This is a genomic window from Mesorhizobium sp. M0904 (genome assembly GCF_040319475.1).
Lineage (GTDB): Bacteria > Pseudomonadota > Alphaproteobacteria > Rhizobiales > Rhizobiaceae > Mesorhizobium.
Genome location: NZ_JAMYOC010000007.1, coordinates 124,297 through 150,327 on the forward strand (window position 1 = coordinate 124,297; position 26,031 = coordinate 150,327).

Below are 26,031 nucleotides of genomic sequence, written 5' to 3' on the forward strand. Positions count from 1 at the left end.
GATTACCGCGAAAATGCTGCAGTGCAAACAAAATCGAAAAGAGGGATTAAACCGATTTAGTATGGCCTAGTGTCGACCCGGACAACGCCTGGGGCAGTCCGGATCCAGGCATTTGGGAAACCCCCATGAAAAATGCCCGGCGCGAGGCGCCGGGCATTCTCATACAGCAACGTCCGGTTATTTGCCGGGTTCGTTCTCGACATAGGTGTACTTGCCGTCGTCACCCTTCTTCCAGGTGTACATGACGTAGTCCGGACGGGTGATATCGCCCTTTGCATCGTAGCCGATCTCGCCGATCGCAGTCTTCCAGGGGCCGGCCGACTTGATGGTCTCGGCTACCTTCTGAGCGTCATCGGCTGAGCCGGTCTTGGTGATGGCGGCCGCGATGATTTCCATCGCTGCGTAGGAGTAGAGGGTATAGGCCTCAGGCTCGAAGCCGGCCGCACGGAACTTCTCGACGAGTTCCTTGGCGTTCGGATTCTTGCGCGGATCCGGAGCGAACGTCATCAGCGTGCCCTCGACGGCGTCGCCGGCGATGGAGGCCAATTCGTTCGAGACGATGCCGTCGCCGGACATGAAGGTTGCCTTGAGGCCCTGGTCGGCGAGCTGGCGTATGATCAGGCCGGCTTCGGTGTGCAGGCCGCCATAGTAGACGACCGAGACGCCCGCATCCTTCATCTTGGCGATGAGGGCCGAGAAATCCTTGTCGCCGACATTGATGCCTTCATACATGGCCTCAGTCACGCCGTTGGCTGCGAGCGCCTTCTTGGTTTCGTCGGCGAGGCCCTGGCCATAAGGCGTCTTGTCATGGATGACAGCGATCTTGGCATCCTTGAAGTTCGCCGCGAGATAGTCGCCAGCGACCTTGCCCTGCTGATCGTCGCGTCCGCAGGTGCGGAAGGTGTTCCACATGCCACGTTCGGTGAACTTCGGATTGGTCGCGGCCGGCGTGATCTCGAGGATGCCGTTCTCGGCGTAGACTTCCGACGCCGGGATCGAGACGCCGGAGTTGAAGTGGCCATCGACGTACTTGACGCCGTCGGCGACGAACTTGTTGGCGACCGAGATGCCTTGCTTGGGATCGGAGACGTCGTCGCCGACTTCAAGCTTGAGCTGCTGGCCAAGAACGCCGCCCGCCGCATTGATATCGGCGACTGCCTGTTCGGCACCCTTCTGAAGCTGGGCACCGAACGCTGCGTTCGGACCGGTGATCGGACCGGCAACGCCGATCAGGATGTCAGCCCACGCGTTGCCGCTGAACGCGACAAGCGCGGTCAGTGCGACGGCGGACAAAAGTGACTTTTTCATTGAAACGCTCCCATTTACCGAGTGGGCGTGGATGTTGCTTTCATGCGATGCCCACTCTTGCTCGCAGAAAGAGTACTTTGCCGATTTTCAGGCACTTGTCACGCCGATTCATCCCTGAAACGCCGTTAATGATAAATGTCAACCTTTCGGTTTCCAGCTCAAAAGAGAGGCTCTTTCGTAAAGCCAATTATACTGCGTTACCATCTGGTTCGTGCGCGTGTATTGGTAGCCAATGAAGCCCAATATCATCAGCACGATGGTATCGACCACGTAGTAATGCAGCGAAAACATCGTTCCGCCGAACAGCGCATGATGGATGAATCTTACGCCGATGCCGAGCCCCAGCATATAGGCGAATAGCTGGGCGAAGCTGCGCCATGTCTGGGCACACGCCTTGCCCGTCATCCAGGCCGCCCAGCCGCCGAGCAGGCAGGTGACGAAAAAGAACTGCCAAATCGAGGGTTCCTCATAAAGAATGCCCTGCATGATGAAGACTCCTGAAACTCAGTGATGGCCGCCCTCGAGATAGGCGGCGCGCACTTCCGGATTGGCGAGCAGTTCCTTGCCGGTGCCGCTCATCGTCACATTGCCGTTGACCATGACATAGCCGCGCGTGGCGAGCTTCAGTGCGCCGAAGGCGTTCTGCTCGACCAGGAACACGGTCAGTCCCTGCGTGCGGTTCAGCTCGCGAATGGCGTTGAATATCTGCTTGACGATCAGCGGCGCCAGGCCTAGCGACGGCTCATCCAGCAAGAGCAGCTTCGGCCTTGCCATCAGCGCGCGGCCGATCGACAGCATCTGCTGCTCGCCGCCCGAAAGCGTGCCGCCACGTTGGCTGACGCGTTCCTTGAGCCGCGGGAACAGCGTAAAGACCCTTTCGACATCCTCGTCGTAATGCTTGAGACCGTCGAGGCTGGCGCCCATCTGCAGGTTTTCCATCACCGTCATGCGCGGAAAGATGCGCCGGCCCTCCGGCGACTGCGCGATACGCATGCGCGCGATCTCGTGGGTTGGCATCTGGGTGATATCGGTGCCGGCGAAGGTGATAGTGCCGGCACGAGCGCGCGGAGCACCGAAGATGGTCATCATCAGTGTCGATTTGCCGGCGCCGTTGGCGCCGATCAGCGCCACGATCTCGCCCTGTTTGACGGTGACGTCGACGCCGTTCAGCGCCCTGATGTTGCCGTAGTAGGTCTGGACGCCCTTGATATCGAGCAGCGTTGTGCCGGCCATTATTTCCGCCCCCCACGCCGATTAGAGGTGCCGGGAGTTTTCGACTTCGCCGGAGCCTTGCCCGGCTTTGCCGTGGAAGATTTCGCGGCCGATTTGGCTTTGGCCGGCGATCCGGACTTTGCAGCAGCAGCGCTCGACCTTGCATCGATCTGCCCGGCCTTCGAAGCGCCCTTTGACACTGTGACGCGTTCGCCCTCGCTATGGCCGACCGTGTCGGCCACCGGTCCGGCAAGATAGGAAGACGATGTGCCCGGTCCATGCGCGGCATCCGGACCCGTATCCAGTTGCTCGATGACGTCCTCGTCGCCGACTTCGGTCAGTACCGTCTCGACGTCCTCGTCTTCGACGCCGAGATAGGCGGCAATGACGCGCGGGTCGGTTCGTACCGATTGCGGGTTGCCGTCGGAGATCTTGCGCCCGTATTCGAGGACGACGACATGGTCTGAAATCTGCATGACCACCGCCATGTCGTGCTCGATCAAAAGGATCGAGGTGCCGGTGTTGTCCTTGATGTCCATCAGCAGCGCATTGAGCGCCGCCGATTCCTTCGGATTAAGGCCGGCGGCCGGCTCGTCTAGGCACAAAAGCTCAGGGCCGGTGCACATGGCGCGAGCAATTTCGAGCCGTCGCTGCGCGCCATATGGCAGATCGCCGGCAGGATCGTCGGCGCGGTCGACGAGATCGGCCTTCTCCAGCCAGTGCTCGGCGAGTTCAACGGATTCCGCCGAAGCCTGTCTGTATCCGCTATAACCGAACAGGCCGAGAACGGTATAGCCGGACGCCTTCATCAGTTTGTTGTGCTGGGCCACCAGCAGGTTCTCCAGCAGCGTCATGCCCGAGAACAGGCGGATGTTCTGGAAGGTGCGCGCCACCTTGGCCCGCGCCGGGATCTCATGGTTCGGCAGGCGTTCGAGCAGGAAGGTCGAGCCGTCGCGCCGGTTGAGCGTGATCATGCCTTCCGACGGCTTGTAGAAACCGGTGATGCAATTGAACACGGTGGTCTTGCCGGCGCCGTTGGGGCCGATCAGCGCGGTGATCTCGCCACGTTTGGCCTGGAATGACAAATCGCCGATGGCGATGAGACCGCCGAACTTCATCGACAGATGCTCGACCTGCAGGATGGCATCGTTCACGGAGGGGCTCGCGTTCATCAGCCGTGTCCCTCCTTGGTGAAGGACCCGGACACCGCCCTGCGCACCTTGAGGAAGGCTGTCGGCTCGCGGCTGCCGACGAAGCCACGCGGCTTCCACAGCATGACGATGACCATGGCCATGCCGAACAACAGCATGCGATAAAGCTCCGGCGTGAAGTCGGGGCCGAACCCGGGTATGACCTTGATGTTGCCCCAACTCAGGCCGGTCTTGAGGAAATCCAGTTCGCGCAGGATTTCCGTGCCGCCGATCATCACCATGGCGGCGACGGCAATGCCGACCAGCGAGCCCATGCCGCCAAGCACGACGATGGCAAGGATGATCGCCGATTCCAGGAAGACGAAGGATTCCGGGCTGACGAAGCCTTGCCGCGCGGCGAAGAACGAGCCGGCAAAGCCACCGAACATCGCGCCCGTGGCAAAGGCCGTGAGCTTGGTGGTGGTGGTGTTGATGCCGAGCGAGCGGCAGGCGATCTCGTCCTCGCGCAGCGCTTCCCAGGCGCGGCCGACCGGCAGGCGCCTGAGCCTCACCGTGACGAAGGCGGTCAGCAGGCAGAGTCCAAGGATCAGGTAGTAGAGGAAGATCTTGTAGTAGGCACCGGACTGCGCGATGCCGAGCACCTTGGAGATGTAGTTCGGGTCGGAGACGTTGAACGACATCAGGCCGAAGAACGAGACCTTCGGGATGCCGGAAATCCCGGCCGAGCCGTTGGTCACTTCGCGCCAGTTGATAATCACCAGCCTTATGATCTCGCCGAAAGCGAGCGTCACGATCGCGAGATAGTCACCGCGCAGGCGCAACACAGGGAAGCCCAGCATCACGCCCCAGAATGCAGCCATCAGGCCGGCGGCGGGCAGTAGGATCCAGAAGGAAAGGCCGTAATGCGTGCCGAGCAACGCATAGGCATAGGCACCGACGGCGTAGAAGGCGACATAGCCTAGGTCCAGCAGGCCGGCCAAGCCAATAACGATATTCAACCCCCAGGCCAGCATCACGTAGATCAGGATCTGGATGCCGAAATTGTCGACATACTTCAGCGAACCCTGGAAACCGGCCGCCATGGACCCGGCATATAGCGCCAGCACCAACACCACGATAATCGGGTAGAGCGCCAGTGCGGTTATGCCCAATGCCGAGAAATGAGAATGAATGAAGGCCCGGAACCGATATATCAGCCAGGCTAGCGCATAGATGATTGCAAGTGCCCGCAGGAACCGCACAAAATCGGAAAGTTCCGGCCCTAAAGCCTCGGTCAGGAAGCCCCTGAGCGCGAGCAGAATAACGGCGACGGCGAGCGCCACGATGAACGCGGGAAGGCGGAAGAATCGCGAAGCCAGGCTGACCGGCAGCAGGCCGGTAGCGACGTCGACGATCTTCTGGTTCGCCAGGAAGGGCTGGCCATAGGCGACATAAAGGAAGCGTCCGGCCATGGTGGCGATCACGACGCCGGCGAGCAAGCCCCAGCGCTGCACCAGGATCAGTTCGTTGGAGATGTTCTGGTCGGTCTTCAGGCCGATGAACAGCACGAACAGGCCAAGCGAGATGGCGCCGGCATAGAGCGCTTCGCGAAAAGCGCGCTGGACCGGGGTGGCGACGACGGTGCTTTCCGGAGACACGGTAACCGCCATGATCTCAGACCTTTTCGACTTCTGGCCGGCCGAGAATGCCGGAAGGCAGGAAGATCAGCACGATCGCCAGGATGGAGAAGGCGGCGACGTCCTTGTAGTCGATCGAGAAATAAGCCGACCACATGCTTTCGATGAAGCCAATCATCAGGCCGCCGAGCACGGCGCCGGGCAGTGAGCCGATACCGCCGAGCACCGCGGCAGTAAACGCCTTCACACCCGGCGTAAAACCGTCGGAAAACACCACCACGCCGTAATACATCAGGAACAACGTGCCGGCGACGGCGGCGAGGGCGGCGCCCATGATGAAGGTGATCGAGATGGTGCGATCGACGTCGACGCCGAGCAGTGCGGCCATCTTGCGATCCTGCTCGCAGGCGCGCTGCGCCCGGCCGAGCGAGGTCTTGTTGACCAGGTACCAGAACACCGCGAGCAGGACTATGGTGACCAGGACGATGATGATCTGCTTCAGCGAGACGCTGATGCCTTCGATGTTGTAGACCGTGGACACCATTGGCGGGACCGGCTTGTTGCGCGGCCCTTGCGTCACCTGGACGAAATTGGACAGCGCAATCGACATGCCGATCGCAGTGATCAGCGGCGCCAGCCGGAATGAACCACGCAAAGGCCGGTAGGCCACCTTCTCGATCGTCCAATTATACAGGCTGGTCAGCAGCATCGCGACGATCATCATGATCAGCAGCGCAACGACGATCGGCAGCGAATAGAACAACGCACCGAGGATAAGGAAAACGATGAGTGCGGTGAAAGCGCCGATCATGAAAATGTCGCCATGGGCGAAATTGATCATGCCGATGATGCCGTAGACCATCGTATAGCCGATCGCTATCAGCCCATAGATCGATCCCAGCGTCAGCCCGTTGATAAGCTGCTGGACAAAATACTGCATGCTGTCGTGGCTCCCCTGGAATGTCGCCCATGCAGACGCATTCCTTTTCGTATTTTCCCTAGTCGTAAAGTTTCGAGCCCGGATTGCAACGTGATTTTTCGATCATTACGCGTGTTTTCGCCGCACGCCGTCCGATTGCCCGTTTTGTTCCCGTCCGCCCCCTGGACCATCGCGGACCCTACCATTGGCCTAACGCAATGTCTTTGACGATTCAATCGCTCTATGCGCCCCATGTCGAAGAAATCGCCGTCAAAATAAGTTGATGGGCGGGATCGTTGCGCCGTCAAAGGCAATCCGTTTGCGCTCTCTGTCTTTCCCTAACGTCAGCGTTTTCTCTATTTGACGACGAAGCCGTGTGCAAACGGGTCGCGGTCGTCGATGAAGATCGTGTTCAATCCAGTCATCCGCGCCCACCCGCCGATCGACGGAATGATTGCCGGCTTGCCGGCGACGGTGACCTCTTTCTCCACCCTGCCCTTGAACAGCGACCCGATGATCGATTCATGGACGAAGTCGTCGCCGACCCCAAGCTTGCCCTTGGCGTGAAGCTGCGCCATCCGCGCCGAGGTGCCGGTGCCGCAGGGCGAGCGGTCGATTGCCTTGTCGCCGTAGAAGACGGCGTTGCGGGCATCGGCTTGCGGGTTGGCCGGCGCGCCGGTCCACAATATGTGCGACAGCTTGTCGATGCCGGGATTCTCCGGGTGGACGAAGGAATATTTCTCGTTGAGCCGCTGCCGCACCACCGGGCTCCAGGCGATCAGCTCGCCGGCCGAATGGTCGGCCATGTCGCGATAGTTCTTTTGCGGTTCGACGATGGCGTAGAAATTGCCGCCGTAGACGACATCGACGCTGACCTCGCCGAGCCCGGGGCATTCGACCGTCAGTCCCTCGGCATAGAGGAAGGAAGGCACATTGGTGATGCGCACCTCCTCGACATAATCGCCGACTTGGCTGTACTCGGCGACGACCACGCCCGCCGGCGTATCCAGCCTGAGCACGCCCGGCGTCTTCGGCTTGATCAATCCATTTTCGACGGCAAAGGTCACCGTGCCGATGGTGCCGTGGCCGCACATCGGCAGGCAGCCCGAGGTTTCGATGAACAGGATGGCGATGTCGCAATCTTCGCGCGTCGGCGGATAGAGGATCGAGCCGGACATCATGTCATGGCCGCGCGGCTCGAACATCAGGCCGGTGCGGATCCAGTCGTATTCGGCCAGGAAATGCGCCCGCCGCTCCATCATCGTCGAGCCGTTGAGCAGCGGTCCGCCGCCGGCGACCAGCCGCACCGGATTGCCGCAGGTGTGGCCGTCTATGCAGAAGAAGGAATGCTTGGCCATGCCGGCTCCCAACTGAATGTCTTCAATCTCAAAACCGTTGCGGGCTGAACGGACCGAGATCGAGCGATGGACTCTGCCCGAGAACGAGCTCGCGGATCAAGCGTCCGGTCGCCGCGGCCTGGGTCAGGCCGAGGTGACCATGGCCGAAACCGTACACCACCGACGGCGTTTTTTGCGACTGCCCGATCACCGGCAGCGAATCCGGCAGCGACGGCCGGAACCCCATCCATTCGCGCCCATTGGCCGGATCCAGTCCCGGCAGGAATTTCTGCGACTTTTCGAGCAGCGCTTTCGAGCGCGCATAATTGGGCGGCCTTTCAAGCCCGCCGAGTTCGACCGCACCACCGACGCGCAGACCCGTCTCGAGCGGCGTGATGACGAAGCCATGCCCGGAAAAGATCAATTGCCGCCTTACGTCGAAGGCAGTCTTCGGCAGCGTCGTGTTGTAGCCACGCTCGGTCTCCAGCGGGATTCCGTCGCCGAGATGTCTCGCCAACAGGTGCGACCAGGCCCCGGCAGCGATGACGAGATGCTTCGCCCGTCGCCTCGTGCCGTCGGCCATGGTCAGGATCGCGCCGTCCTGTCCCGCCTCGACACGCTTGATCCGGGCCCTTTCGAACCCGGCGCCCAACCTCTCGGCATAGGCCCATAACGCCTTTCCAAGCCGCTTGGGGTCGGCGACGGTTTTCCACCCCGGCACGAACGTTCCCTTGACGAAGCGCGGCGACAGACCGGGCTGCAAGGCGGCGAGAGCGCTCCCCTCGACATGGCTGAAGCCGATGCCGAAGCGCTGCCTTGCCGCCCAGCCGGGCAGTGAGGCCTTGAACTCGGCTTCGCTTTCGTAGAGTTCGAGCGAGCCGTCCTCATGCAGCATCGGCCGTGTGCCGGAACGGTCGAGCAAACCCATCCATTCCGCCTCGGCGAGCTTCATCATCCCGGCCTGTGCGGCAAGGCCGGCTTCATAGCGGTCGCTTCGGCCGGCGCGCCAGAAGCGGACCAGCCAGGGCAGCAGCTTCAGCAGATAGGCGGGTGGGATGCTGAGCGGGCCGAGCGGGTCGGCGAGCCATTTCGGCAGCTGCCTGATCATCCCCTTGTGGGCGAGCGGCAGCACGTCGGAGAAGGCAAAGGCGGCGGCATTGCCGGAACTGGTCTCCTCGCAGATCCCCGTCCGATCGAAGATCGTGACGTTTCGCCCCGCCTCGGCCAGAAATGCGGCAGCGCAGATGCCGATAATGCCGCCACCAATGATGGCGACATCGAGCGTAGCATTGTCATTCATTGGCGTGCGCCGCGCTGCACATCTGCAAACACCCTCGAAGGCACTGGATCAGAATGCCGGCAGTTGCGGCCGCACGGCCAGCGCATCCCTGACGACCTTTTCGACTGCCTTGCGCCGCTCGCCGGACAATGGCTGGCGCGGCATGCGCACGCGGTCGTTGGTGTTGATCGCCAAGACTTCGGCGAGCTTGATGTTCTGCACCAGATAGGTCGAGACGTCGAGGTCGAGCAGCGGCCGGAACCAGCGGTAGATCTTCAACGCCTCCTCGCGGCGGCCCTGTCTCATCAGCTGGTAGATGGCGACGGTCTCGCGCGGGAACGCGGTGACCAAGCCCGCCACCCAGCCGATGGCGCCGACCGACAGCGCCTCAAAGGCGAGATTGTCGACGCCGGTGAACAGGTCGTAGCGGTCGCCGAGGCGGTTGATGATCTCGGTCGAGCGGCGGATGTCGTCCGAGGACTCTTTTATGGCGACGAAGCGCTGGTCCTTGGCCAACTCCTCCATCTGGTCGACGGTGACGTCGACGCGATAGGCAAGCCGGTTGGAGTAGATCATCACCGGCAGGTCGCCGGCCGCGGCGACGGCGCTGAGTGCCGCGACCGTCTCCTCGGCATTGGTATGGTAGATTGGGCTTGGCACCACCATCAAACCGTTGGCGCCTTCCTTGGCGGCGCGGCGTGCGATCGCCGCCGCCTCGCGTGTACCGGCCTCGTTGACCGTCAACAGCACCGGTTTTTTGCCGGCGATCTTCTGGGCGGTCTTCAGCACCGCGATCTTCTCGTCATGCGACAGCATCGGGCCTTCGCCGAGCGACCCGCAGACGATGATGCCGTCACAGCCGGCCTCCATCTGCAGCGCAAAGCAGCGCTCCATCTCGGCATGGTCGAGGCCGTCGTCCTCGGTGAATTTGGTCGTAACGGCGGGGAAGACTCCGGCCCACATATCGATCGCTCCATCTGATATATCAGTCGTATATTTCTTAAGAAGCCGACTGTCAACGTTGAATCTGATATGATATATCAACAATATATCAGGAGAAGCCGCATTGGTATATGACAGGCCGGGCTCCGAGCCGGCAACTGCGAAGGCCTACCGCAGGCTCGAGCACATGATCGTAACTCTCGAGCTGGCGCCGGCGAGCTTCATCACCGAGGGGGCGCTGATCGACAGGCTCGGCCTCGGCCGCACCCCGGTTCGCGAAGCGATCCAGCGGCTGGCTTGGGAGGGGCTGCTCGAGGTCCGGCCGCGCGCCGGCATTGCCATTGCCCCGCTGCACCCCGGCGACTGGCTGCGTGTCCTCGACGCCCGCCGTGGCGTCGAGGTGGTGCTTGCCCGCTCGGCCGCTCGCTTCGTCACCCGCGAGGCCGCCGACCTGTTCCATGACGCTGCCCTTGCCATGCAAAAGGCGGTGATTTCGGAAAATGTGTTTTACTTCATCCAGGCCGACAAGGCGCTCGACGAGGCGCTGGCGCTGGCTGCCGACAACCCGTTCGCCGCGCGCCTGGCGGCGCCCTTGCAAACCCACAGCCGCCGTTTCTGGTTCCGCTACAAGGCCGATACCGGCTTGGCCGAATCCGCCGAGCATCATGTCGCGCTGATCCGCTCGATCCTAGCCGGCGACGAGGAGGCCGCGGCCAAGGACGCCAAGCGCCTGATGGCACTTTTGCGCGGCCATGCCGAGGCAGCTGCCACACGCTGAGCCTGTCATTTCGTCATGCGCCCTGGCCGGGCAGGGCCATCACGTTTTCCCAATTGTCGCCGGCCGCGACGATGCAGCTTCTGCCGGCGATATCGGTGACGACGATACTCCAGGTTCCGGTCTCGGCGACAAAGACTTCCATGACCGCCTCATGACCGATCAGCCCCAAAGCAAACTGCCTTTCCTGGAACTTCTCGCTCAAATGGGCGACGAGCTCGCCATGTTCAACGCAGTATTGATATTGCGCGCTTGCGGTGTTCGTACCCACCGCCAATGCGCCAGCAAGAACCAGGGTTTTCACCCATCCCAACAGCGATTTGTGTGCCATAGGCACCTCCTTTGCCATCGCGTTCCGGCAAAGGAGGGGTTTGACAGCCTCACTTTGCCGGAGCGATCCAGGCCGGTTCCGACGTCATCATCATCGCGTCGTTCCTTTCTGTGTTCCGGTCTGCCATCGGTGGGAACGATTCTAGATGTTCCCATTATGTTCTCGATATATGGTATCGGCAATGGAAAAGCGCAAGCAGGCGCCCAAGCGGGCGCCTGCAGATCCGTTTTACGGTTGTCGCCGAAAGAATGGGCCACCAGGCTGCGCGGCCATGCCGAGGCCGCTGCTACGCGCGAGCGTGGAACCTCATCAGGTGCCTGGCAGCGCCGCTATCGTCATCGCGCTCTCCCAGCCTTCGCCGACTGAAATCACGCAGCTTTGGCCTTTTGTGTCGCTGGCGAGGATGGTCCATGTGCCCTTGTCGGAAACGAAGACTTCAAGCACCACATTCGGATTGACGACGCCGACCGCGCTCGGGTTTTCATGAAACTTCTCGCCGAGCGCCTTCACCATATCGGCGCGTGCCGCACATTGCTCGGCAGCCATTGCCGGGACGGCGGAAAGGGCCATCGCAGCGCAAGCTACAGTCGCCATGAGACGTGTCATCTGACACCTCCTTTGCGCCGGACGATATCCCCGGAGCCGTCACCAGCGCCGTTGGTTGATCTGCCAGCGTCTGCTTCGCGGCAGGACTGCAACCTAAGAAGATTGCTGCCTTCTTGGTTCCATCACATTAGTGTTCATGCCGATGAAGACCGCGACGAAAAAAAGGCCCGGGTCGAGCCCAGGCCTTCTTTTTCCGCGACCTGGATCAGTTCATCGTCGGGATGACGAATTCGGCGCCATCCTTCACGCCGGCCCGCGCGCCCGAAGCCGAAGGCGAGGACGCGCAGACAGAAAACCGTCCGGCTAATTCATCGTCGGAATGACGAACTCGGCGCCATCCTTCACGCCGGCCCGCGCGCCCGAAGCGGAAGGCGAGGACGCGCAGACAGAAAACCGTCCGGCTAATTCATCGTCGGAATGACGAATTCGGCGCCATCCTTCACGCCGGCCCGCGCGCCCGAAGCCGAAGGCGAGGACGCGCAGACAGAAACCCGTCCGGCTAATTCATCGTCGGAATGACGAATTCGGCGCCATCCTTCACGCCGGACGGCCAGCGCGACGTCACCGTCTTGGTCTTGGTGTAGAAGCGGAACGCGTCCGGCCCGTGCTGGTTGAGGTCGCCGAAGGAGGACGCCTTCCAGCCGCCAAACGTATAGTAGGCGATCGGCACCGGGATCGGCACGTTGATGCCGACCATGCCGACCTGGACCCGCGAGGCGAAGTCGCGCGCCGCATCGCCGTCGCGGGTGAAGATAGCGACGCCATTGCCCATCTCGTGCTCGTTGGCGAGCCTGATCGCGTTCTCGTAGGTCGGTGCGCGCACCACCGACAGCACCGGCCCGAAGATTTCTTCCTTGTAGATGCGCATGTCGGCGGTCACATTGTCGAACAGGCAGCCGCCCATATAGTAGCCGTTCTCGTAACCCTGCATGGAAAAGCCGCGTCCGTCGACGACCAGCTTGGCGCCTTCCTTGACGCCGGTGTCGACATAGGACTTGACCCGCTCCAGCGCCTGCGCCGTGACCAGCGGGCCGAAATCGGCGGAAGAATCTGTCGACGGACCGACCTTCAGGCTCTCGACGCGCGGCACCAGTTTTTCCATCAGCCGGTTGGCGGTGTCGTTGCCGACCGGAACGGCCACCGAGATCGCCATGCAGCGCTCGCCGGCCGAGCCGTAGCCGGCGCCGATCAGCGCGTCGACGGTCTGGTCCATGTCGGCATCCGGCATGATGATCATGTGATTCTTGGCACCGCCGAAGCACTGCACGCGCTTGCCGGCCGCGCAGCCGCGCGAGTAGATGTACTGGGCGATCGGTGTCGAGCCGACGAAACCGATGGCCTTGATGTCGGGATCGTCGAGGATGGCGTCGACCACTTCCTTGTCGCCGTTGACGACATTGAGGATGCCCGCCGGCAGGCCGGCCTGGATGAACAGTTCGGCAATGCGCATCGGCACGCCCGGGTCGCGCTCGGACGGCTTGAGGATGAAGGCATTGCCGCAGGCGATGGCCGGCGCGATCTTCCACAGCGGGATCATCGCCGGAAAATTGAACGGCGTGATGCCGGCGACGACGCCGAGCGGCTGGCGCATCGAATAGACGTCGATGCCGGGGCCTGCGCCATCGGTGAACTCGCCCTTCATCATGTGCGGCGCACCGATGCAGACCTCGACCACTTCGAGGCCGCGCTGGATGTCGCCCTTGGCGTCGGCGATGGTCTTGCCGTGTTCGCGCGCCAATATCTCGGCCAGCGCGTCATACTCCTTGGCGATCAGCTCGAGGAACCGCATCAGGACGCGCACGCGCCGCTGCGGGTTGGTCGCCGCCCAGCCGGGCTGTGCCGCCTTGGCGTTTTCGACCGCCGCGCGCAATTCCGCCTGCGAAGCCAGCGCCACCGTGCCGCGCACCGTGCCGTCCATCGGCTGCATGACGTCCTGCTTGCGGCCGCTGGTTCCGGCGACGCGCTTGCCGCCGATGAAATGACCGTATTCGATCATGGTCTCTCTCCCTGGTTCGTGATTAGGCATTGTCCGCCTTTGCGAGAGCGATGGCAACGCGAGCGAAAACGCAACCGTTGTGCAGAAAATAGATAGCAGTGGGTGTCTGTGCATCAAATCGCGCAAATGATAGAGATGTGTGGTGTACGCCATGGGATAGAGAAATTGAGTTTCTTCGCCGTCGAGCGCTGCCGTAATCGTCATCATCCGGACCATCCCGATGAACTGGGATGATGCCCGCATCTTCCTTGCCGTGGCGCGGGCCGGTCAGATCCTCGGCGCCGCCAGGCGGCTGGAGCTTAATCACGCGACCGTCTCGCGCCGCATCGCCGCCCTCGAGGATGCGCTCAGGACAAAACTGTTTCGCCGGCTTACCACCGGCAGTGAGCTGACGCCGGCGGGCGAGCGTTTCCTCGAGATCGCCGAACGCATGGAGGGCGACATGATCGCCGCGCGCTCGACTGTTTCAGGCGAAGGCGACGACGTGTCGGGCACCGTGCGGATCGGCGCGCCAGACGGTTTTGGCGTCGCCTTCCTGGCCAGGCGCCTCGGCGCGCTGACCGCTCTGCACCGTGAACTCACCATCCAGCTGGTGCCGGTGCCACGCTCCTTCTCTTTGTCACGGCGCGAGGCCGACATTGCCATCACCGTCGAGCGGCCGACGGAAGGCCGCCTGGTGGCGGGAAAGCTGGTCGACTACACGCTCGGCCTGTTCGCGTCGCGTGCCTACGCCGACACGCATGGCCTGCCCGGAACCGCCGCCGAGCTAGCGCAGCATACGCTGATCGGCTACGTGCCGGATCTGATCGTCAGTCCCTCGCTCGACTACGCGGCCGAATTCAGCGCCGACTGGCGCACCAGCTTCGCCATTTCCTCCGCGCTCGGCCAGGCCGAAGCGGTGCGTTCCGGCGCCGGGATCGGCATACTGCACACCTTCGTTGCCCGCTCGATGCCGGAGCTGGTGCCTCTCGATATCGTCGCACCCATACGCCGCGCCTACTGGCTGGTCTATCATGAATCGGTCAGGCCGCTGCGCCGCGTCCAGGTCGTCGCGAGCTTCATTACCAAGGCCGTCGAACGGGACAGGGGTTTGTTCGCATGAGCCTGCCGGCCGCTGGCTGTCTTAGCTGGTGGGCGTCTTACTTGGCGTATCGTCCGGGCCCGAGATCGCCGACGTCGATGTCGGGCACCCGGCTGGAGATGATGTCGGCCAGAACCTTAGCCGAGCCGCAGGCCATGGTCCAGCCGAGTGTGCCATGGCCGGTGTTGAGATAGAGATTGGAGAAATCGGTGCGGCCGATCAGCGGCGGCCCGTCCGGTGTCATCGGCCGCAGCCCGCACCAGAAGGTCGCCGATCGCATGTCGCCGCTGCCCGGAAACAGGTCGCCGACCGAATGTTCGAGCGTGCGGCGCCGCGATTCGTGCAGCCGCAGGTCGAAGCCGGAAATCTCCGCCGTGCCGCCGACCCGGATACGATCGCCGAGCCGGGTGATCGCTACTTTGTAGCTCTCGTCCATCACGGTCGAGACCGGTGCGGCGGCGGCGTCCTTGATCGGCAGGGTGATCGAATAGCCCTTGACCGGGTAGACCGGGATGGGCCGCTTCAGCATGCGCATGAACCGCGCCGAATAGCTGCCCATCGTCATCACATAGGCATCAGCGATCATCCAGCCCTTGCTGGTGCTGATGTTGGTGATGCGATCGCGCTTCTTGACGACGCGCCGTATCTCCGTGTCGTATTCGAAGGTGACGCCGCGTGCCGCGCAAAGCTCGGCAAGCCTGTCGGTAAACATCTTGCAGTCGCCGGTTTCGTCGCCGGGCAACCGCAGGCCACCGACGAATTTTTCGCGCACGCCAGCCAGCGCGGGTTCGGCCGCAATGCAGCCGTCGGGGTCGAGGACCTCGTAGGGGACGCCATAGGTCTTCAGCACCTCGACATCGCCGCCGACGCCGTCGAGCTGCTTTTGCGTTCGGAAAAGCTGCAGCGTGCCCTTGGCACGCTCGTCATAGGCGATGCCGGTCGCCTCGCGCAGCGCCTTCAGCGTGTCGCGGCTGTACTCGGCCAGCGGCACCATGCGCGCCTTGTTCAGCGCGTAGCGTTCAGCCGTGCAATTGCGCAGCATCTTGACCAGCCATATCCACATATGCGGATCGAGGGCCGGTCGCACCACCAGTGGGCCGTGCTTCATCAAAAGCCATTTGATGGCCTTCAGCGGAACGCCGGGCCCGGCCCAGGGCGAAGCATAGCCGGGCGATATCTCGCCGGCATTGGCAAAGCTGGTTTCCAGCGCCGGGCCTTTCTGGCGATCGATCACCGTCACCTGATGGCCGGCCTCGGCAAGAAAATAGGCGGTGGTGACCCCGATCACGCCGCCGCCCAGCACGAAGATCTTCATCGTTTGGTTCTCCGCGGCGGCATCTCGTCGGGATTCGAGACCGGGATCATCGCCGCCTTCTGTCTGCCGGATTCTGTGGCGTCAGCCAAGTGCCGATGCTCAGGGAAAAGACATGCGTGAGGACAACAAGCTTGCGTCCTAGCGATTCACATAGCGCCGGTGGAAACGGTGGCCGAGGCTGGTCAAGACCTCGTAGCCGATAGTGCCGGCCTGGCCGGCTACCTGGTCCACCGTCTGCGACGACGGCCCGATCAGTTCGACGAGGTCGCCGGCCTTCAGCTTGCCGGGCGGCAGTGCGGAAATGTCGAGGATGATCGTATCCATTGAAATCCGGCCGACGAAGGGCAGCCGCACATTTTCGAACCAGGCAGCGGAAGCGGCGCGACGATGCCAGCCATCGCCGTAGCCGAGCGAAATCGTCGCCGCGGCAAGCGGGGCCTTGGCATGGAAAGTGTGGCCGTAGCCGACACCGGCGCCAGCCTCCAGCATCCGCACCTGGATGACCTTGGCCTGCAATCGCACCACCGGCAGCATCGGATTGTCCTTCGCCGGCGTCGGATTGATGCCATAGAGAGCGGCACCCGGACGAACGAGGTCGTAGTGATAGCGCTGCCCGAGAAAAATGCCCGATGAATTGGCAAGCGAAACCGACGCTTCCGGCAGCATCCGGCGCAGCCGTTCGAATTCCAGCCGTTGCTGTTCGTTGGCCGGTTGCTCGGGTTCGTCGGCGCAGGCGAGATGGCTCATCACGAAGGTCAGTTCGACACCGTCGAAGGCCTGTGGATCCCGCGCGACTGCCTTCACCTCGGACAGCGTCATGCCGAGCCGCGACATGCCGCTGTCGACTTGGAGGGCGGCCGGCAGCTTACGGCCCACCCGTCCGGCCATTTCGCGCCATGCCGCGAGTTGGCTGGCGCTGTTGAGTACGCTGCAAAGCCCTGCTGCAACCGCTTCCCTTTCCGCACCCGGCGGAATGCCGTTCAGCACATAAATGGCCGGGCCTGAGCCGAGCGCCTTGCGCAGCAAGATGCCGCCGGCCAAATGCGCAACAAAGAAGGTATTACAACCCTCAGCCATCAGTGCCGCGGCTACCGGCACCGCGCCAATCCCGTAACCGTCGGCCTTGACCACTCCAGCACAACTGACTCCGCCCAGCCGCGCCTTCAGCCGCCGGTAATTCTCACGCACGGCGCCGAGATCGATGGTCAGGATCGCCCCCGCCGCGGCTTCGCTGACCGGTTCGCCCAGGGTGGCGGTCGGCGGAAGAGATTTGCTGGAGATGTCGTTCATGCCGACCTGTTTTAGCGGAAGGCTGGCGGCTACGCCACCAGATGCCGGAACGCCGCCACCACGTCTTCGTAGACCTTGCGCTTGAACGGCACGATCAGGCCCGGCAATTCCAGCATCGGCCGCCACGCCCACCGGTCGAACTCGGCCTTGTGGCCACCCGGCGGCGGATTGATCGCGATCTCGCTTTCGTCGCCGTCGAAGCGGAAGGCAAACCATTTCTGCGTCTGGCCGCGATATCGTCCCTTGAAGGCGACGCCGACCAGATCGGCCGGCAGATCGTATTTGATCCAGTGCGGCGCCTCGGCCAACAACGACACCGAGCGCATGCCGGTCTCTTCGTAGAGTTCGCGCTTGGCCGCGAGCAGCGGCTCCTCGCCATCGTCGATGCCGCCCTGCGGCATCTGCCAGAGCTGTGTCGTTCCGGCGAACTCGCTGTCTGGCTCGGCAATGCGATGGCCGAGCCAGACCAGGCCGTCGCCATTGAGGACCGTCACCCCTACGCAGGGCCGGTAGGGCAGCGTCTCGGGGTCAACGAGCTTGTTCTTTGCCATCTCAGCCTTTTTCCGGATCTATTGCCACCGCCGAAATCGGCACGATCTCGATGCCGCGCTTCTTGGCCTCGGTCACCCAGGAAGACACGGTATCCACCGTCAGGTCGAAGGCCGAGCCGACGCCGACGGCAAACCCTTTCGCCCGCGCCGTCGCTTCCAGCCCGTCCAGTTTCTTCAATATGGCGCCGCGGTCCTGCACCGCGTCGATCGCCGTATCGCCGCCGACGAACGGCACGCCGTCCTTCAGCGCCAATTCGGGTGCCAGGCTGCGCGCTGAGGAACCGTCATCGACATAGGCGAGGCCACGCTTGCCAAGCTCGGCCATCAATGGCCCCATTGCCGTCGCGTCGGCCGAAAAGCGGGCGCCCATATAGTTCATGACGCCGGTGTAGTTGGTCGTTCGCGACAGCGCCCAGCGTAAATTCTTCAAATTCTCGTCCGGCGTCGCAGCCACGGTCAGCGTGTTGCGGCCAGGATTGACGTTCGGATAGTCGAACGGCTCGAGCGGCACCTGCATGATGACCTCATGGCCGCCCTGCCGCGCCACCTGCATCCAGCGGCCGATGCTGTTGCCTTGCGGCGCGAAGGCCAGCGTCACCTCCGCCGGCAGCTTGGCGATGGCTGCCTGCGTGCCGGTCTGCGACACGGCAAGACCGCCGATGACGAGCGCCACGCGTGCACCGCGCGCGCCGGACCACGGCCGCGCATAGACATCGAACGGGCGCCGGCCGTCGGCGGCGCGGATCGGCAGCGGACCGGTCTCGCTGGCCTCGATCAGTGCCTTGTCGGGAATGTGCGCGATCCTGAGGTTCTGGCCGATCGTCGAAGGGTCGCGGATGACGATGGCCGCCTCGGGTGGACCATCGCCCTCCTCGGTCTGGACATGGATGATCTGCGGACCGCCCGTCTTCGGCCCGGTTATGTTGGCGCCGCTTGCGTTGCTTGGCGCTGCCGTTTCGGGCGTCGCCTTGGCGGGCGCCGCGGCGGTATCCGCCGCCGCCGGCGTCTTCGGCGTCGAAACGGCTACTTCCTGCAGCTTCCGGAACGGCTTGTCGCGCAAGGCGATCGCGCTGGAGACGCCGACCACGGACAGCACGACAAGCGCGGCCGCGACCGCACCGGCGCTGATCCCGCTGCCCGAGCGCGACGGCCGGATCGCCTGTCCGAGAGGTCGTTCTATGTCCTTGCCGATATCAGCCAAGCCCGCACCCCCGGCGTGCGCCCCCGAAGTAAAACCTTCTCCGGAGGCGCAAGATCCAAAATGTCGGCGCGTCCCCTTGCTTCACTGGACGCGCAGCATGCCGGCCGCAGCCCCGAATCAAACTGCCGGAGCCTCGCGGCCCCGGCAGCATCGCATCGCTTCGCTCAGGCAGCCAGACCCGTTTGGCCCGGCTTGCCCGCTCTTACTGGTTCAACACGGCCTTTTGCGGATTCGGCGGGAACGCCGGATCGGTCTTCTGGCCGCGCAGCAGCTGCTCGGCATAGATGAGCTGCAAATCGTCCTTCGGCTCCGGCGGCACATAGGCCGCCGAGCCCGAACCGGTCGTGCCTTCGTCGGCGCCCTTGATATGGCCCTTGAGGTCGGATTCGCCGCGCGTCAGATCCCTGCCCTGCAGTTCCGCCGGCAGCGGCTGGTCGACCTTGATGTCGGGCGTGATGCCCTTGCCCTGGATCGACTTGCCGGACGGCGTGTAATAGAGCGCCGTCGTCAGCCGCAGCGCCCCGTTTTCGCCAAGCGGGATGATGGTCTGCACCGAACCCTTGCCGAAGGACTGCGTGCCGACCACCGTGGCGCGGCGCAGATCCTGCAGCGCGCCGGCAACGATTTCCGATGCGCTGGCCGAGCCGCCATTGACGAGCACGATCAGCGGCTTGCCGCCGATGTCGTCGCCGGCCCGCGCGTCGAAGCGGGTGACGTCCTTCGGATCGCGACCGCGCGTCGAGACGATCTCGCCACGGTCGAGGAAGGCATCCGACACGCTCACCGCCTGGTCGAGCAAACCGCCCGGATTGAGGCGCAGGTCGAGCACGTAGCCCTTGAGCTTGTCGTTCGGCACCTGCTTCTTGATGGTGTCGATGGCATTCTCGAGGTCGTCATAGGTCTTTTCGGTAAAGGAGGTGATCTTCATGTAGCCGATGTCGTTTTCGACCCGGAACTTGACCGCCTTGACCTTGATGATGTCGCGCACGACGGTCAGTTCGATCGGCTTGTCGGCGCCCTGGCGCAGGATGGTGAGCTTGATCGGAGTATTGACCAGCCCGCGCATCTTCTCGACGGCGTCGTTGAGCGTCAGGCCGCGAACCTCCTCGCCGTCGATCTTGGCGATATAGTCGCCGGCGAGCACACCAGCCTTGGCGGCCGGAGTATCGTCGATCGGCGTGATCACCTTGACCAGGTCGTTCTCCATGGTGACCTCGATGCCGAGGCCGCCGAACTCGCCCTTGGTTTGAACGCGCATGTCCTGCGCTTCTTCGGCGTTCATGTATGAGGAGTGCGGGTCGAGCGACGACAGCATACCGTTGATGGCATTTTCAACCAGCGACTTGTCGTCGGGCGGCGTCACATAATTCGCCCGCACCCGTTCGAAGATATCGCCGAAGATCGCCAGTTGCTTATAGGTCTCGGAGCCCGCAGCCTTCGCCGTCGAGCCGGGCGCGCCATAGACCAGGCTCATCGCCGATGCACCCATCAGCGCACCGGCAAACAGAAGCGACAGTTTCCGCATCATTCACGTCCTTCCAGAAAAACGGTCCGCCCACCATGGGGCCGGATCGACGGGTTTTCCATCCTTGCGGAACTCGACATAGAGCTCCGGCGTGGCATTTCCATTCTTCGATGCCGAGGTGCTCGCCACCCGGGCCTCTCCCATCGCGCCGACCGGCTCACCTGCGAGCACCGACTGGCCAGACGCGACGCTGATTCTGCTCATCCCCGCCAGGACGACATGATAGCCGTCACCCGCATTCAGGATCAAGAGTTGACCGTAAGAGCGGAAAGGCCCCGCATAAAGCACATTTCCATCCGCCGGTGCTGTGACGATGGCTCCGGATTGTGTCGCAACCATGTCACCGAGCATCACCGCGCCGTTACCGTCCTCGGCGCCGAAGCGCCGCTTGATCCTGCCGGTGACCGGCAGCGCGATCTGCCCTTGCAGCGCGGAAAACGGCGCGGCAGCGGTGAGCCTGTTGCTCTCCGGCACCGGCAGCGAGGCCAATTCCGTCGACGCCGCAGCCGATGCCGGGCCCTTGTCGGCGTCGGCCGTCTTTTGCTCGGCTGCCTTGGCCGCATCCGCCGCCTTGCGGGCCCTATCGGCCTCGAGCGAGGCGATCAGTTCTTTCAGGCTGCCGGCCTTGGCCGCCAACGTCGCGGACCGCTGCTTTTCGGCGGCCAGCGCGGTTTGCGTATCGGCGGCGAGCTTCTGCTTGGCTTCGAGCAGCATGCCGAGCCGCTTTTTTTCCGCCGCCTGCTCGCCGATCGCTGCCGTCAGCCGCGCCCGCTCGGCCTCGATCGAGGCCGTCACCCGCGACTGCTCCTTGAGGTCGGTCAGCAACATGTCGGTCTGCTGGCGCAGTTCCGGCACCACGGCACCGAGCAGGATGGCGCTGCGCACCGACGACAATGCGTCCTCCGGCTTGACCAGGATCGCCGGGGGCGGGTTGAGCCCCATGCGCTGCAGCGCGCCGAGCACTTCGGCCAGAACGTCGCGTCTGGCGGCCAGTGAGGCGCGGATCTTCTGCTCCTGCGCCTTAAGCCCTTCCAGCTTGCCGCCAATGTCCTCGATGTCCTGGCCGAGCTTCTGCTCGGTCATCGCCGACTGGATCAGCGCCGCGGTGATCGAGGCGTGGTCCTTCTTGACCGCCGCGATGTCGGCGGCGAGCTTGGCCAGCCGCTCGGACGACAGCGTGATCTCTTTCGATACTTTCTCGTATTCGGCGCGGCTCTGGTCCGGGTCGGGCGCCAGGTCGAGCGTGTTCTCAGCCCGCGCGACGCCGAGCGAAAGCGCGATCGCCGCCACGGCGATGCCGTAGCGCACGCGCCAGGAGCCCGTTCGTGATTTCCAGTCTTCAGACATTGAAGCCTAACTCTATGCGCGGCTTCGTTAACGAACCATCAACCATGTTCGAGCCCGGCCGCGATCCGCAAACCCCATGAGCCCAAACTGTCGATGAGCATTGGGGCAAAAATCCGGGCGGCTGGCATCAATTCGCCGACCGAGCCGACTTCATGAACGATGGTAGGGGTGGCCGGAAAGGATCGTGGCCGCCCGGTAAAGCTGCTCGCCCAGCATTACGCGGACCAGCTGATGCGGCCAGGTCAACGCACCGAGCGACACCGTCAGATCAGCCAGGTCGCGCAGCGACTGGTCATGGCCGTCGGCGCCGCCAATGGCGATCACCAGCGCCTTGCGCCCGCCATCGCGCAGCGAGCCTATGCGGCCGGCGAAATCCTCGGAGGAAAGGTTCTTGCCGCGCTCATCCAGCAGCACCAGCGCCGTGCCCGGTTGCAAGTGCGTCTGCAGCTTCTGGCCTTCCTCGCGCCGGCGCTCATTGGCCGTCTGCGCGCGGCCTTCAGCAATCTCGACGATCCCGGCGAATTCGAGGCCTACGGCAGGACCGCTCTTGGCAAAACGCTCGAAATAGCGATCGGCCAACTGCTTCTCGGGGCCGGCTTTCATTCGGCCCACGGCATGAACGGTAATCTTCATCCCTGCCTCGAAGAGCCGCTGATGCATGTCTGACAACGACATGCATCAAGACGAGTACGGCTCAGTGGAGGGTCTCCTCCTCGAGATCGGGCGCCTGCCACATCTTTTCGAGATTGTAGAAGTCGCGGACCTCGGGACGGAAGACATGGACGATGATGTCGCCCGAATCGATCAGAACCCAGTCGGCGCCAGCCAGCCCCTCGACGCGCGCCGTGCCAAGCCCGGCATCCTTGAGCGCCTTGAGGAGATGATCGGCGACAGCCGAGACATGACGGTGGGATCGGCCCGATGCGACGACCATGTAGTCGCCGAGGCTCGATTTCCCCTGAATGTCGATTGAGACGATGTTTTCGGCCTTGGAGTCTTCCAGACTGGCAAGGACTGTCTTGATGGCGCGGGACACGGCGTCGTGTACGCTGATCCCGGCCGGCGAAGGCACGATGTCGGCCTTCTTCCGAAGTGCTGTTCTCAGTGTATTTCCTTTCGCAGCAAGAACAACCAAATCACCTCTAAAATCAGGTGACATTGCTTAGATAGGCAGAGTTAGGTTGCAGTTTCAAGACATGGTTCGCAAGCAGGCGCCCGGCAGCGGCCGAATATGAGGCTTTCGAGCGAGAAAATCGGAACCGCCTCGCCCCGCAGCGGTTATCGGCTCATCCACGAACCGGAATCCCGACATGCCGATCGATCCCCAGAACGCCCTCCTCACCGTGCAATCCGGCCTGGCGCAACTCAGCACGCTGATCGTCTCCTACTCGCTTTCGGCGGTCGGCGCCGTCATCCTGCTGGTCATCGGCTACATCGTCGCCGGCCTCGCCGAGCGTTCGATCTATGCCGGCCTCGGCCATATCCATGGCTTCGACGAAACGCTCCGCCATTTCTTCTCGCAGGTCGTCCGATACGCCATCCTCGGGCTGGTCGTGATCATGGTTCTCGGCCAGTTCGGCGTGCAGACCGCTTCGATCATTGCCGCCATCGGTGCCGCCGGCCTGGCCATCGGCTTGGCGCTGCAAGGCACGCTGCAGAACATCGCCGCCGGCATCATGCTGCTGGCGCTGCGGCCGTTCCGCATCGGCGAATATGTCGAGGTCGGCGCCATATCCGGCACCGTCGAGGAGATCGGGCTGTTCGCTACAACGCTGAGGACGGTCGAAGGCGTCTACGTGCTTGCACCCAACTCGACCCTATGGAACCAGCCGGTCCGCAACTTCACCCGCAACGGTGTGCGTCGCGGCGACATCACGCTCGGCATCGGCTCGTGGAACGACATCGACTTCGCGCAAAAGACCATGCTTGGCGTTGCCGCCGCCGACCGGCGTGTCAGGCGGCAGCCTGCGCCGATCGCCTTTGTCGCGACCGTCGGCGACAGCACCGTCGCCATCACCTTGCGCTACTGGACGGCGGCTGCCGACTTCTTCGCCACCCAGATCGACCTCACCAAGAGTGTCAAGCAGGCGTTCGATGCCGAGGGCCTTTCGGTCCCGGCGCCGGCACCGAAAGCGCCGCAGGCGGATGCCTCAGCCACACGGCAATAGAGCATTTGAAGCCAGCTGGAGGGTGTTCAAATTTCTTCGCGCCCGCGTTGACCTTCGGGCGCGAAGGCGAGATCGACGGGCAACGGCGCCTGCGCCGTCATCGGCGCGAAACTGCCGGTCTCGGTGGCGGGCACAGGCCGCACCATAACGACTCGCCGAAGAACGAACAGGCAGTAGGCGGCGGCAATGACGATTGCCACATAGATGAAGGCCTGCGTGCCGTAGACGGCGGAAAGCCCGGTCACGACGCCGGGCACGACGAAGCCGGACAGCGACCAGGCGAACAAAAGCGAGCTCGACAGCGCCACCATGTCGTCCTTGCCGGCGCGATCGCCGGCATGGGCGCTGGCCAGAGAGTAGATCGATTCCGAGGCGCCGTCCCAGACCACGTAGATGACGAGCAGCGCCACCAGCGCGCCGCCATCGAAACCGAGGGCAAACAGGCCCGCCGCGGCGGCAAGCGCCGACGCCGCGATCAGCACGAAGCGCCGGTCGGTGCGGTCGGAAATCCAGCCGAGCGGGATCTGCAGGATCAGCGTGCCGACCGGCATTGCCGAAAGCAGCAAGGCGACGTCGGCCTGGCTGTAGCCCTTGGCCGTGGCATGGATCGGCGCAAAGCCCGAGATCGTCATCGACAGGCCGCCGACGGCAAGCATGCCGGCAACGCCGACCGGCGAGATCCGCCAGGCGCGGCCGAGCGCCACGGACGCCGCTTGCGGCGCCGGCGGCTGCGCAAGCCGCGTCAACCCGACGGGAAGGATCGACAGCGCGGTGAAGGCAATGCCGATCAGCGGCGCGTCGGCCGCGCGGATATCGATCAACGCCAGCGTCGAATAGCCGACGCCGAGTCCGGCGACATAGGCAACGTAGAAGATAGCCATGACCCGGCCGCGGATGGCGTTGGCAACGACATCGTTCAGCCAGCTCTGCGCGACGATGAACAGGCCGCAAATGGCAAAGCCGTAGAGCGCCCGTGCAGCGATCCACGGCAAGGGATGCGGCCCGGCGCCGACCGCGGCGTTGGACAGCACGATGAGTGCCGACAGCACCATGAACACGCGGGCATGGCCGACACGCCGCACCAGCGGCCCGGTCAGGATGCAGCCGGCGAGGCCGCCAGCCGAAAGGCCGGTGACGATCAGCCCCGCCCAAGTCGGATCGAAGCCTGCGGCGCCAAGCCGGACTGGGATATAGGCGAACATGAGCCCATTGCCGACGGCGATCAGCGCCATCGACAAGAGGATACTGACAATGGCGATCGACGGGGCCGGCTGCCCTAGACCGTTCTTGTCCTGGTCGCGCTCGAGAATCGTCATGACCGAGGATCGCCCATCAAGCACGTCAAGGCAGCGGCAAAAGCGACATCAGCGGTCTTGCCTTCCGTGTTGGCTCAGCCCCTTGCCACCTTGCGGATCGCGCTCGACGACAGCGACGAACGAGGGCCGTGGATGAAGGTCCAGGCCGGCGCGTCCATGCGGGCGAGCCGCGGCGCGTCGCCCTCGTCGACGCGGGCATAGTCGAACGTCTTGGCGACCACCGACGACAGGAACGACAGTGTCGCGCCCGGCCGGTCGACCACCGCGATCGGGAACGTCATGACGATGCGGCGCCAGCGCTGCCAGCGGTGGAAGTCGCGAAGCGAGTCGGCCCCCATGATCCAGACGAAATCGACACCGGGGTTACGCGCCTTGACCAGCGCCAGCGTATCGGCGGTGAAGCGGACGCGGTGGGCCGCCTCGAAGGCGGTGACCTTGATCTTCGGGTTCTTGGCGATCTTTTCGGATAGCTGCAGCCGCTCGGCCAGCGGCGCCAGGTCACCGGCATTCTTGAGCGGGTTGCCGGGCGTCACCATCCACCACAGCTGATCGAGCGCAAGGCGTCTGAGCGCGATCTCGGCGACCAGCGCATGGCCGGCGTGCGGCGGGTTGAACGAACCGCCGAACAGCCCGACCGCCACGCCTTTCCCGGCATGCGGCATCTTGAGGTAGCGCGGAGGGACGGGATGCTCGGAAGGGGATAGCATCGTGCTAAGCACCCCCCTTGCGGAGGAGATGTCCGGCAGGACAGAGGGGGATGGCTGG

25 protein-coding genes are annotated in these 26,031 nt (G+C 63.5%); 3 read left to right on the top strand and 22 right to left on the bottom strand.

Features of this window, described 5'->3' with window-relative positions:
• Nucleotides 1–177: 177 nt before the first annotated feature.
• The 9 genes from NKH80_RS09825 to NKH80_RS09865 all read right to left on the bottom strand — a co-directional run bounded on the left by NKH80_RS09825 (nucleotide 178) and on the right by NKH80_RS09865 (nucleotide 9,785).
• Complete coding sequence (locus tag NKH80_RS09825) at nucleotides 178–1,308, bottom strand: branched-chain amino acid ABC transporter substrate-binding protein (protein WP_254816422.1); 1,131 nt, start codon at nucleotides 1,306–1,308, stop codon at nucleotides 178–180.
• A 138-nt stretch (nucleotides 1,309–1,446) separates the two neighbouring features.
• A complete protein-coding gene (locus NKH80_RS09830) occupies nucleotides 1,447–1,794 on the bottom strand; it encodes a DUF6867 family protein (RefSeq protein WP_254816421.1) in 348 nt (115 codons plus the stop codon).
• A gap of 18 nt (nucleotides 1,795–1,812) precedes the next feature.
• Complete coding sequence (locus NKH80_RS09835; protein WP_352991296.1) at nucleotides 1,813–2,541, bottom strand: ABC transporter ATP-binding protein; 729 nt, start codon at nucleotides 2,539–2,541, stop codon at nucleotides 1,813–1,815.
• A complete protein-coding gene (locus NKH80_RS09840; protein WP_352504919.1) occupies nucleotides 2,541–3,692 on the bottom strand; it encodes an ABC transporter ATP-binding protein in 1,152 nt (383 codons plus the stop codon). The genes NKH80_RS09835 and NKH80_RS09840 overlap by 1 nt, the downstream gene beginning before the upstream one ends.
• Entirely contained in the window at nucleotides 3,692–5,320 is a 1,629-nt protein-coding gene (gene livM / locus NKH80_RS09845; RefSeq protein WP_352504918.1) for a high-affinity branched-chain amino acid ABC transporter permease LivM, read from the bottom strand. Before livM ends, NKH80_RS09840 begins: the two co-directional genes overlap by 1 nt.
• A 4-nt stretch (nucleotides 5,321–5,324) precedes the next feature.
• Nucleotides 5,325–6,227 carry a branched-chain amino acid ABC transporter permease gene (locus tag NKH80_RS09850; protein WP_254816418.1) on the bottom strand — a complete coding sequence of 301 codons (903 nt, stop codon included), beginning with the start codon at nucleotides 6,225–6,227 and terminating at the stop codon, nucleotides 5,325–5,327.
• 335 nt (nucleotides 6,228–6,562) lie between these two features.
• Nucleotides 6,563–7,564, bottom strand: coding sequence for a 4-hydroxyproline epimerase (locus NKH80_RS09855; protein WP_352991301.1), 1,002 nt, complete (start codon nucleotides 7,562–7,564; stop codon nucleotides 6,563–6,565).
• 28 nt (nucleotides 7,565–7,592) lie between these two features.
• Nucleotides 7,593–8,843, bottom strand: coding sequence for an NAD(P)/FAD-dependent oxidoreductase (locus NKH80_RS09860; RefSeq protein WP_352991304.1), 1,251 nt, complete (start codon nucleotides 8,841–8,843; stop codon nucleotides 7,593–7,595).
• Between the two features lie 48 nt (nucleotides 8,844–8,891).
• Entirely contained in the window at nucleotides 8,892–9,785 is an 894-nt protein-coding gene (locus tag NKH80_RS09865) for a dihydrodipicolinate synthase family protein (protein WP_352504915.1), read from the bottom strand.
• A 166-nt stretch (nucleotides 9,786–9,951) separates the two neighbouring features.
• Between NKH80_RS09865 and NKH80_RS09870 the strand changes: the two genes are divergently transcribed.
• Nucleotides 9,952–10,542, top strand: coding sequence for a GntR family transcriptional regulator (locus NKH80_RS09870; protein WP_502895519.1), 591 nt, complete (start codon nucleotides 9,952–9,954; stop codon nucleotides 10,540–10,542).
• Between the two features lie 13 nt (nucleotides 10,543–10,555).
• Here NKH80_RS09870 and NKH80_RS09875 read toward each other — a convergent pair whose 3' ends face one another.
• From NKH80_RS09875 to NKH80_RS09885, 3 genes are all read right to left on the bottom strand, one after another.
• Nucleotides 10,556–10,888, bottom strand: coding sequence for a hypothetical protein (locus tag NKH80_RS09875; RefSeq protein WP_352479613.1), 333 nt, complete (start codon nucleotides 10,886–10,888; stop codon nucleotides 10,556–10,558).
• A gap of 291 nt (nucleotides 10,889–11,179) precedes the next feature.
• Nucleotides 11,180–11,476, bottom strand: a complete 297-nt coding sequence (locus tag NKH80_RS09880) for a hypothetical protein (RefSeq protein WP_352479612.1) — start codon at nucleotides 11,474–11,476, stop codon at nucleotides 11,180–11,182.
• A 499-nt stretch (nucleotides 11,477–11,975) separates the two neighbouring features.
• Nucleotides 11,976–13,472, bottom strand: coding sequence for a CoA-acylating methylmalonate-semialdehyde dehydrogenase (locus tag NKH80_RS09885; protein ID WP_352991308.1), 1,497 nt, complete (start codon nucleotides 13,470–13,472; stop codon nucleotides 11,976–11,978).
• Between the two features lie 220 nt (nucleotides 13,473–13,692).
• Between NKH80_RS09885 and NKH80_RS09890 the strand changes: the two genes are divergently transcribed.
• Nucleotides 13,693–14,574 (top strand): LysR family transcriptional regulator, encoded by an 882-nt coding sequence (locus NKH80_RS09890; RefSeq protein ID WP_352504913.1) that lies wholly within the window; start codon nucleotides 13,693–13,695, stop codon nucleotides 14,572–14,574.
• Nucleotides 14,575–14,611: 37 nt separating this feature from the next.
• Here NKH80_RS09890 and NKH80_RS09895 read toward each other — a convergent pair whose 3' ends face one another.
• From NKH80_RS09895 to rsfS, 8 genes are all read right to left on the bottom strand, one after another.
• Nucleotides 14,612–15,940: a D-amino acid dehydrogenase gene (locus NKH80_RS09895; RefSeq protein WP_352505150.1), complete on the bottom strand. Its 1,329-nt coding sequence runs from the start codon at nucleotides 15,938–15,940 to the stop codon at nucleotides 14,612–14,614.
• 66 nt (nucleotides 15,941–16,006) lie between these two features.
• Nucleotides 16,007–17,158 carry an alanine racemase gene (gene alr, locus NKH80_RS09900; RefSeq protein ID WP_352504912.1) on the bottom strand — a complete coding sequence of 384 codons (1,152 nt, stop codon included), beginning with the start codon at nucleotides 17,156–17,158 and terminating at the stop codon, nucleotides 16,007–16,009.
• Nucleotides 17,159–17,187: 29 nt separating this feature from the next.
• Nucleotides 17,188–17,709, bottom strand: coding sequence for an RNA pyrophosphohydrolase (locus NKH80_RS09905; RefSeq protein ID WP_352504911.1), 522 nt, complete (start codon nucleotides 17,707–17,709; stop codon nucleotides 17,188–17,190).
• Nucleotide 17,710: 1 nt separating this feature from the next.
• On the bottom strand, nucleotides 17,711–18,910 hold the full coding sequence (locus NKH80_RS09910) for a divergent polysaccharide deacetylase family protein (protein WP_352991312.1): 1,200 nt from the start codon (nucleotides 18,908–18,910) through the stop codon (nucleotides 17,711–17,713).
• A 202-nt stretch (nucleotides 18,911–19,112) separates the two neighbouring features.
• The gene (locus NKH80_RS09915; protein ID WP_023719673.1) at nucleotides 19,113–20,438 is read right to left on the bottom strand and encodes a S41 family peptidase; all 1,326 of its coding nucleotides are present in this window, start codon (nucleotides 20,436–20,438) and stop codon (nucleotides 19,113–19,115) included.
• Nucleotides 20,439–21,782, bottom strand: a complete 1,344-nt coding sequence (locus tag NKH80_RS09920; protein ID WP_352701339.1) for a murein hydrolase activator EnvC family protein — start codon at nucleotides 21,780–21,782, stop codon at nucleotides 20,439–20,441. It lies immediately after the preceding gene.
• Nucleotides 21,783–21,932: 150 nt separating this feature from the next.
• Nucleotides 21,933–22,415 carry a 23S rRNA (pseudouridine(1915)-N(3))-methyltransferase RlmH gene (gene rlmH / locus NKH80_RS09925; protein ID WP_352701338.1) on the bottom strand — a complete coding sequence of 161 codons (483 nt, stop codon included), beginning with the start codon at nucleotides 22,413–22,415 and terminating at the stop codon, nucleotides 21,933–21,935.
• 61 nt (nucleotides 22,416–22,476) lie between these two features.
• The gene (gene rsfS, locus NKH80_RS09930) at nucleotides 22,477–22,854 is read right to left on the bottom strand and encodes a ribosome silencing factor (protein WP_352701337.1); all 378 of its coding nucleotides are present in this window, start codon (nucleotides 22,852–22,854) and stop codon (nucleotides 22,477–22,479) included.
• Between the two features lie 238 nt (nucleotides 22,855–23,092).
• Between rsfS and NKH80_RS09935 the strand changes: the two genes are divergently transcribed.
• Nucleotides 23,093–23,950 carry a mechanosensitive ion channel family protein gene (locus NKH80_RS09935; protein ID WP_254816404.1) on the top strand — a complete coding sequence of 286 codons (858 nt, stop codon included), beginning with the start codon at nucleotides 23,093–23,095 and terminating at the stop codon, nucleotides 23,948–23,950.
• Nucleotides 23,951–23,976: 26 nt separating this feature from the next.
• Here NKH80_RS09935 and NKH80_RS09940 read toward each other — a convergent pair whose 3' ends face one another.
• Together NKH80_RS09940 and NKH80_RS09945 are read right to left on the bottom strand one after the other, a co-directional pair.
• A complete protein-coding gene (locus NKH80_RS09940) occupies nucleotides 23,977–25,266 on the bottom strand; it encodes an MFS transporter (protein ID WP_352737822.1) in 1,290 nt (429 codons plus the stop codon).
• A 74-nt stretch (nucleotides 25,267–25,340) separates the two neighbouring features.
• Entirely contained in the window at nucleotides 25,341–25,928 is a 588-nt protein-coding gene (locus NKH80_RS09945; RefSeq protein WP_352687105.1) for a nicotinate-nucleotide adenylyltransferase, read from the bottom strand.
• Between the last annotated feature and the right edge of the window lie 103 nt (nucleotides 25,929–26,031).

Excerpts from the sequence above, each read along its gene's own strand:
- NKH80_RS09825 (WP_254816422.1), bottom strand. The coding sequence starts at position 1,308 with ATGAAAAAGTCACTTTTGTCCGCCGTCGCACTGACCGCGCTTGTCGCG.
- NKH80_RS09830 (WP_254816421.1), bottom strand. The coding sequence starts at position 1,794 with ATGCAGGGCATTCTTTATGAGGAACCCTCGATTTGGCAGTTCTTTTTC.
- NKH80_RS09835 (WP_352991296.1), bottom strand. The coding sequence starts at position 2,541 with ATGGCCGGCACAACGCTGCTCGATATCAAGGGCGTCCAGACCTACTAC.
- NKH80_RS09840 (WP_352504919.1), bottom strand. The coding sequence starts at position 3,692 with ATGAACGCGAGCCCCTCCGTGAACGATGCCATCCTGCAGGTCGAGCAT.
- livM (WP_352504918.1), bottom strand. The coding sequence starts at position 5,320 with ATGGCGGTTACCGTGTCTCCGGAAAGCACCGTCGTCGCCACCCCGGTC.
- NKH80_RS09850 (WP_254816418.1), bottom strand. The coding sequence starts at position 6,227 with ATGCAGTATTTTGTCCAGCAGCTTATCAACGGGCTGACGCTGGGATCG.
- NKH80_RS09855 (WP_352991301.1), bottom strand. The coding sequence starts at position 7,564 with ATGGCCAAGCATTCCTTCTTCTGCATAGACGGCCACACCTGCGGCAAT.
- NKH80_RS09860 (WP_352991304.1), bottom strand. The coding sequence starts at position 8,843 with ATGAATGACAATGCTACGCTCGATGTCGCCATCATTGGTGGCGGCATT.
- NKH80_RS09865 (WP_352504915.1), bottom strand. The coding sequence starts at position 9,785 with ATGTGGGCCGGAGTCTTCCCCGCCGTTACGACCAAATTCACCGAGGAC.
- NKH80_RS09870 (WP_502895519.1), top strand. The coding sequence starts at position 9,952 with ATGATCGTAACTCTCGAGCTGGCGCCGGCGAGCTTCATCACCGAGGGG.
- NKH80_RS09875 (WP_352479613.1), bottom strand. The coding sequence starts at position 10,888 with ATGGCAAAGGAGGTGCCTATGGCACACAAATCGCTGTTGGGATGGGTG.
- NKH80_RS09880 (WP_352479612.1), bottom strand. The coding sequence starts at position 11,476 with ATGACACGTCTCATGGCGACTGTAGCTTGCGCTGCGATGGCCCTTTCC.
- NKH80_RS09885 (WP_352991308.1), bottom strand. The coding sequence starts at position 13,472 with ATGATCGAATACGGTCATTTCATCGGCGGCAAGCGCGTCGCCGGAACC.
- NKH80_RS09890 (WP_352504913.1), top strand. The coding sequence starts at position 13,693 with ATGAACTGGGATGATGCCCGCATCTTCCTTGCCGTGGCGCGGGCCGGT.
- alr (WP_352504912.1), bottom strand. The coding sequence starts at position 17,158 with ATGAACGACATCTCCAGCAAATCTCTTCCGCCGACCGCCACCCTGGGC.
- NKH80_RS09905 (WP_352504911.1), bottom strand. The coding sequence starts at position 17,709 with ATGGCAAAGAACAAGCTCGTTGACCCCGAGACGCTGCCCTACCGGCCC.
- NKH80_RS09915 (WP_023719673.1), bottom strand. The coding sequence starts at position 20,438 with ATGATGCGGAAACTGTCGCTTCTGTTTGCCGGTGCGCTGATGGGTGCA.
- NKH80_RS09920 (WP_352701339.1), bottom strand. The coding sequence starts at position 21,782 with ATGTCTGAAGACTGGAAATCACGAACGGGCTCCTGGCGCGTGCGCTAC.
- rlmH (WP_352701338.1), bottom strand. The coding sequence starts at position 22,415 with ATGAAGATTACCGTTCATGCCGTGGGCCGAATGAAAGCCGGCCCCGAG.
- NKH80_RS09935 (WP_254816404.1), top strand. The coding sequence starts at position 23,093 with ATGCCGATCGATCCCCAGAACGCCCTCCTCACCGTGCAATCCGGCCTG.
- NKH80_RS09940 (WP_352737822.1), bottom strand. The coding sequence starts at position 25,266 with ATGACGATTCTCGAGCGCGACCAGGACAAGAACGGTCTAGGGCAGCCG.
- NKH80_RS09945 (WP_352687105.1), bottom strand. The coding sequence starts at position 25,928 with ATGCCGCATGCCGGGAAAGGCGTGGCGGTCGGGCTGTTCGGCGGTTCG.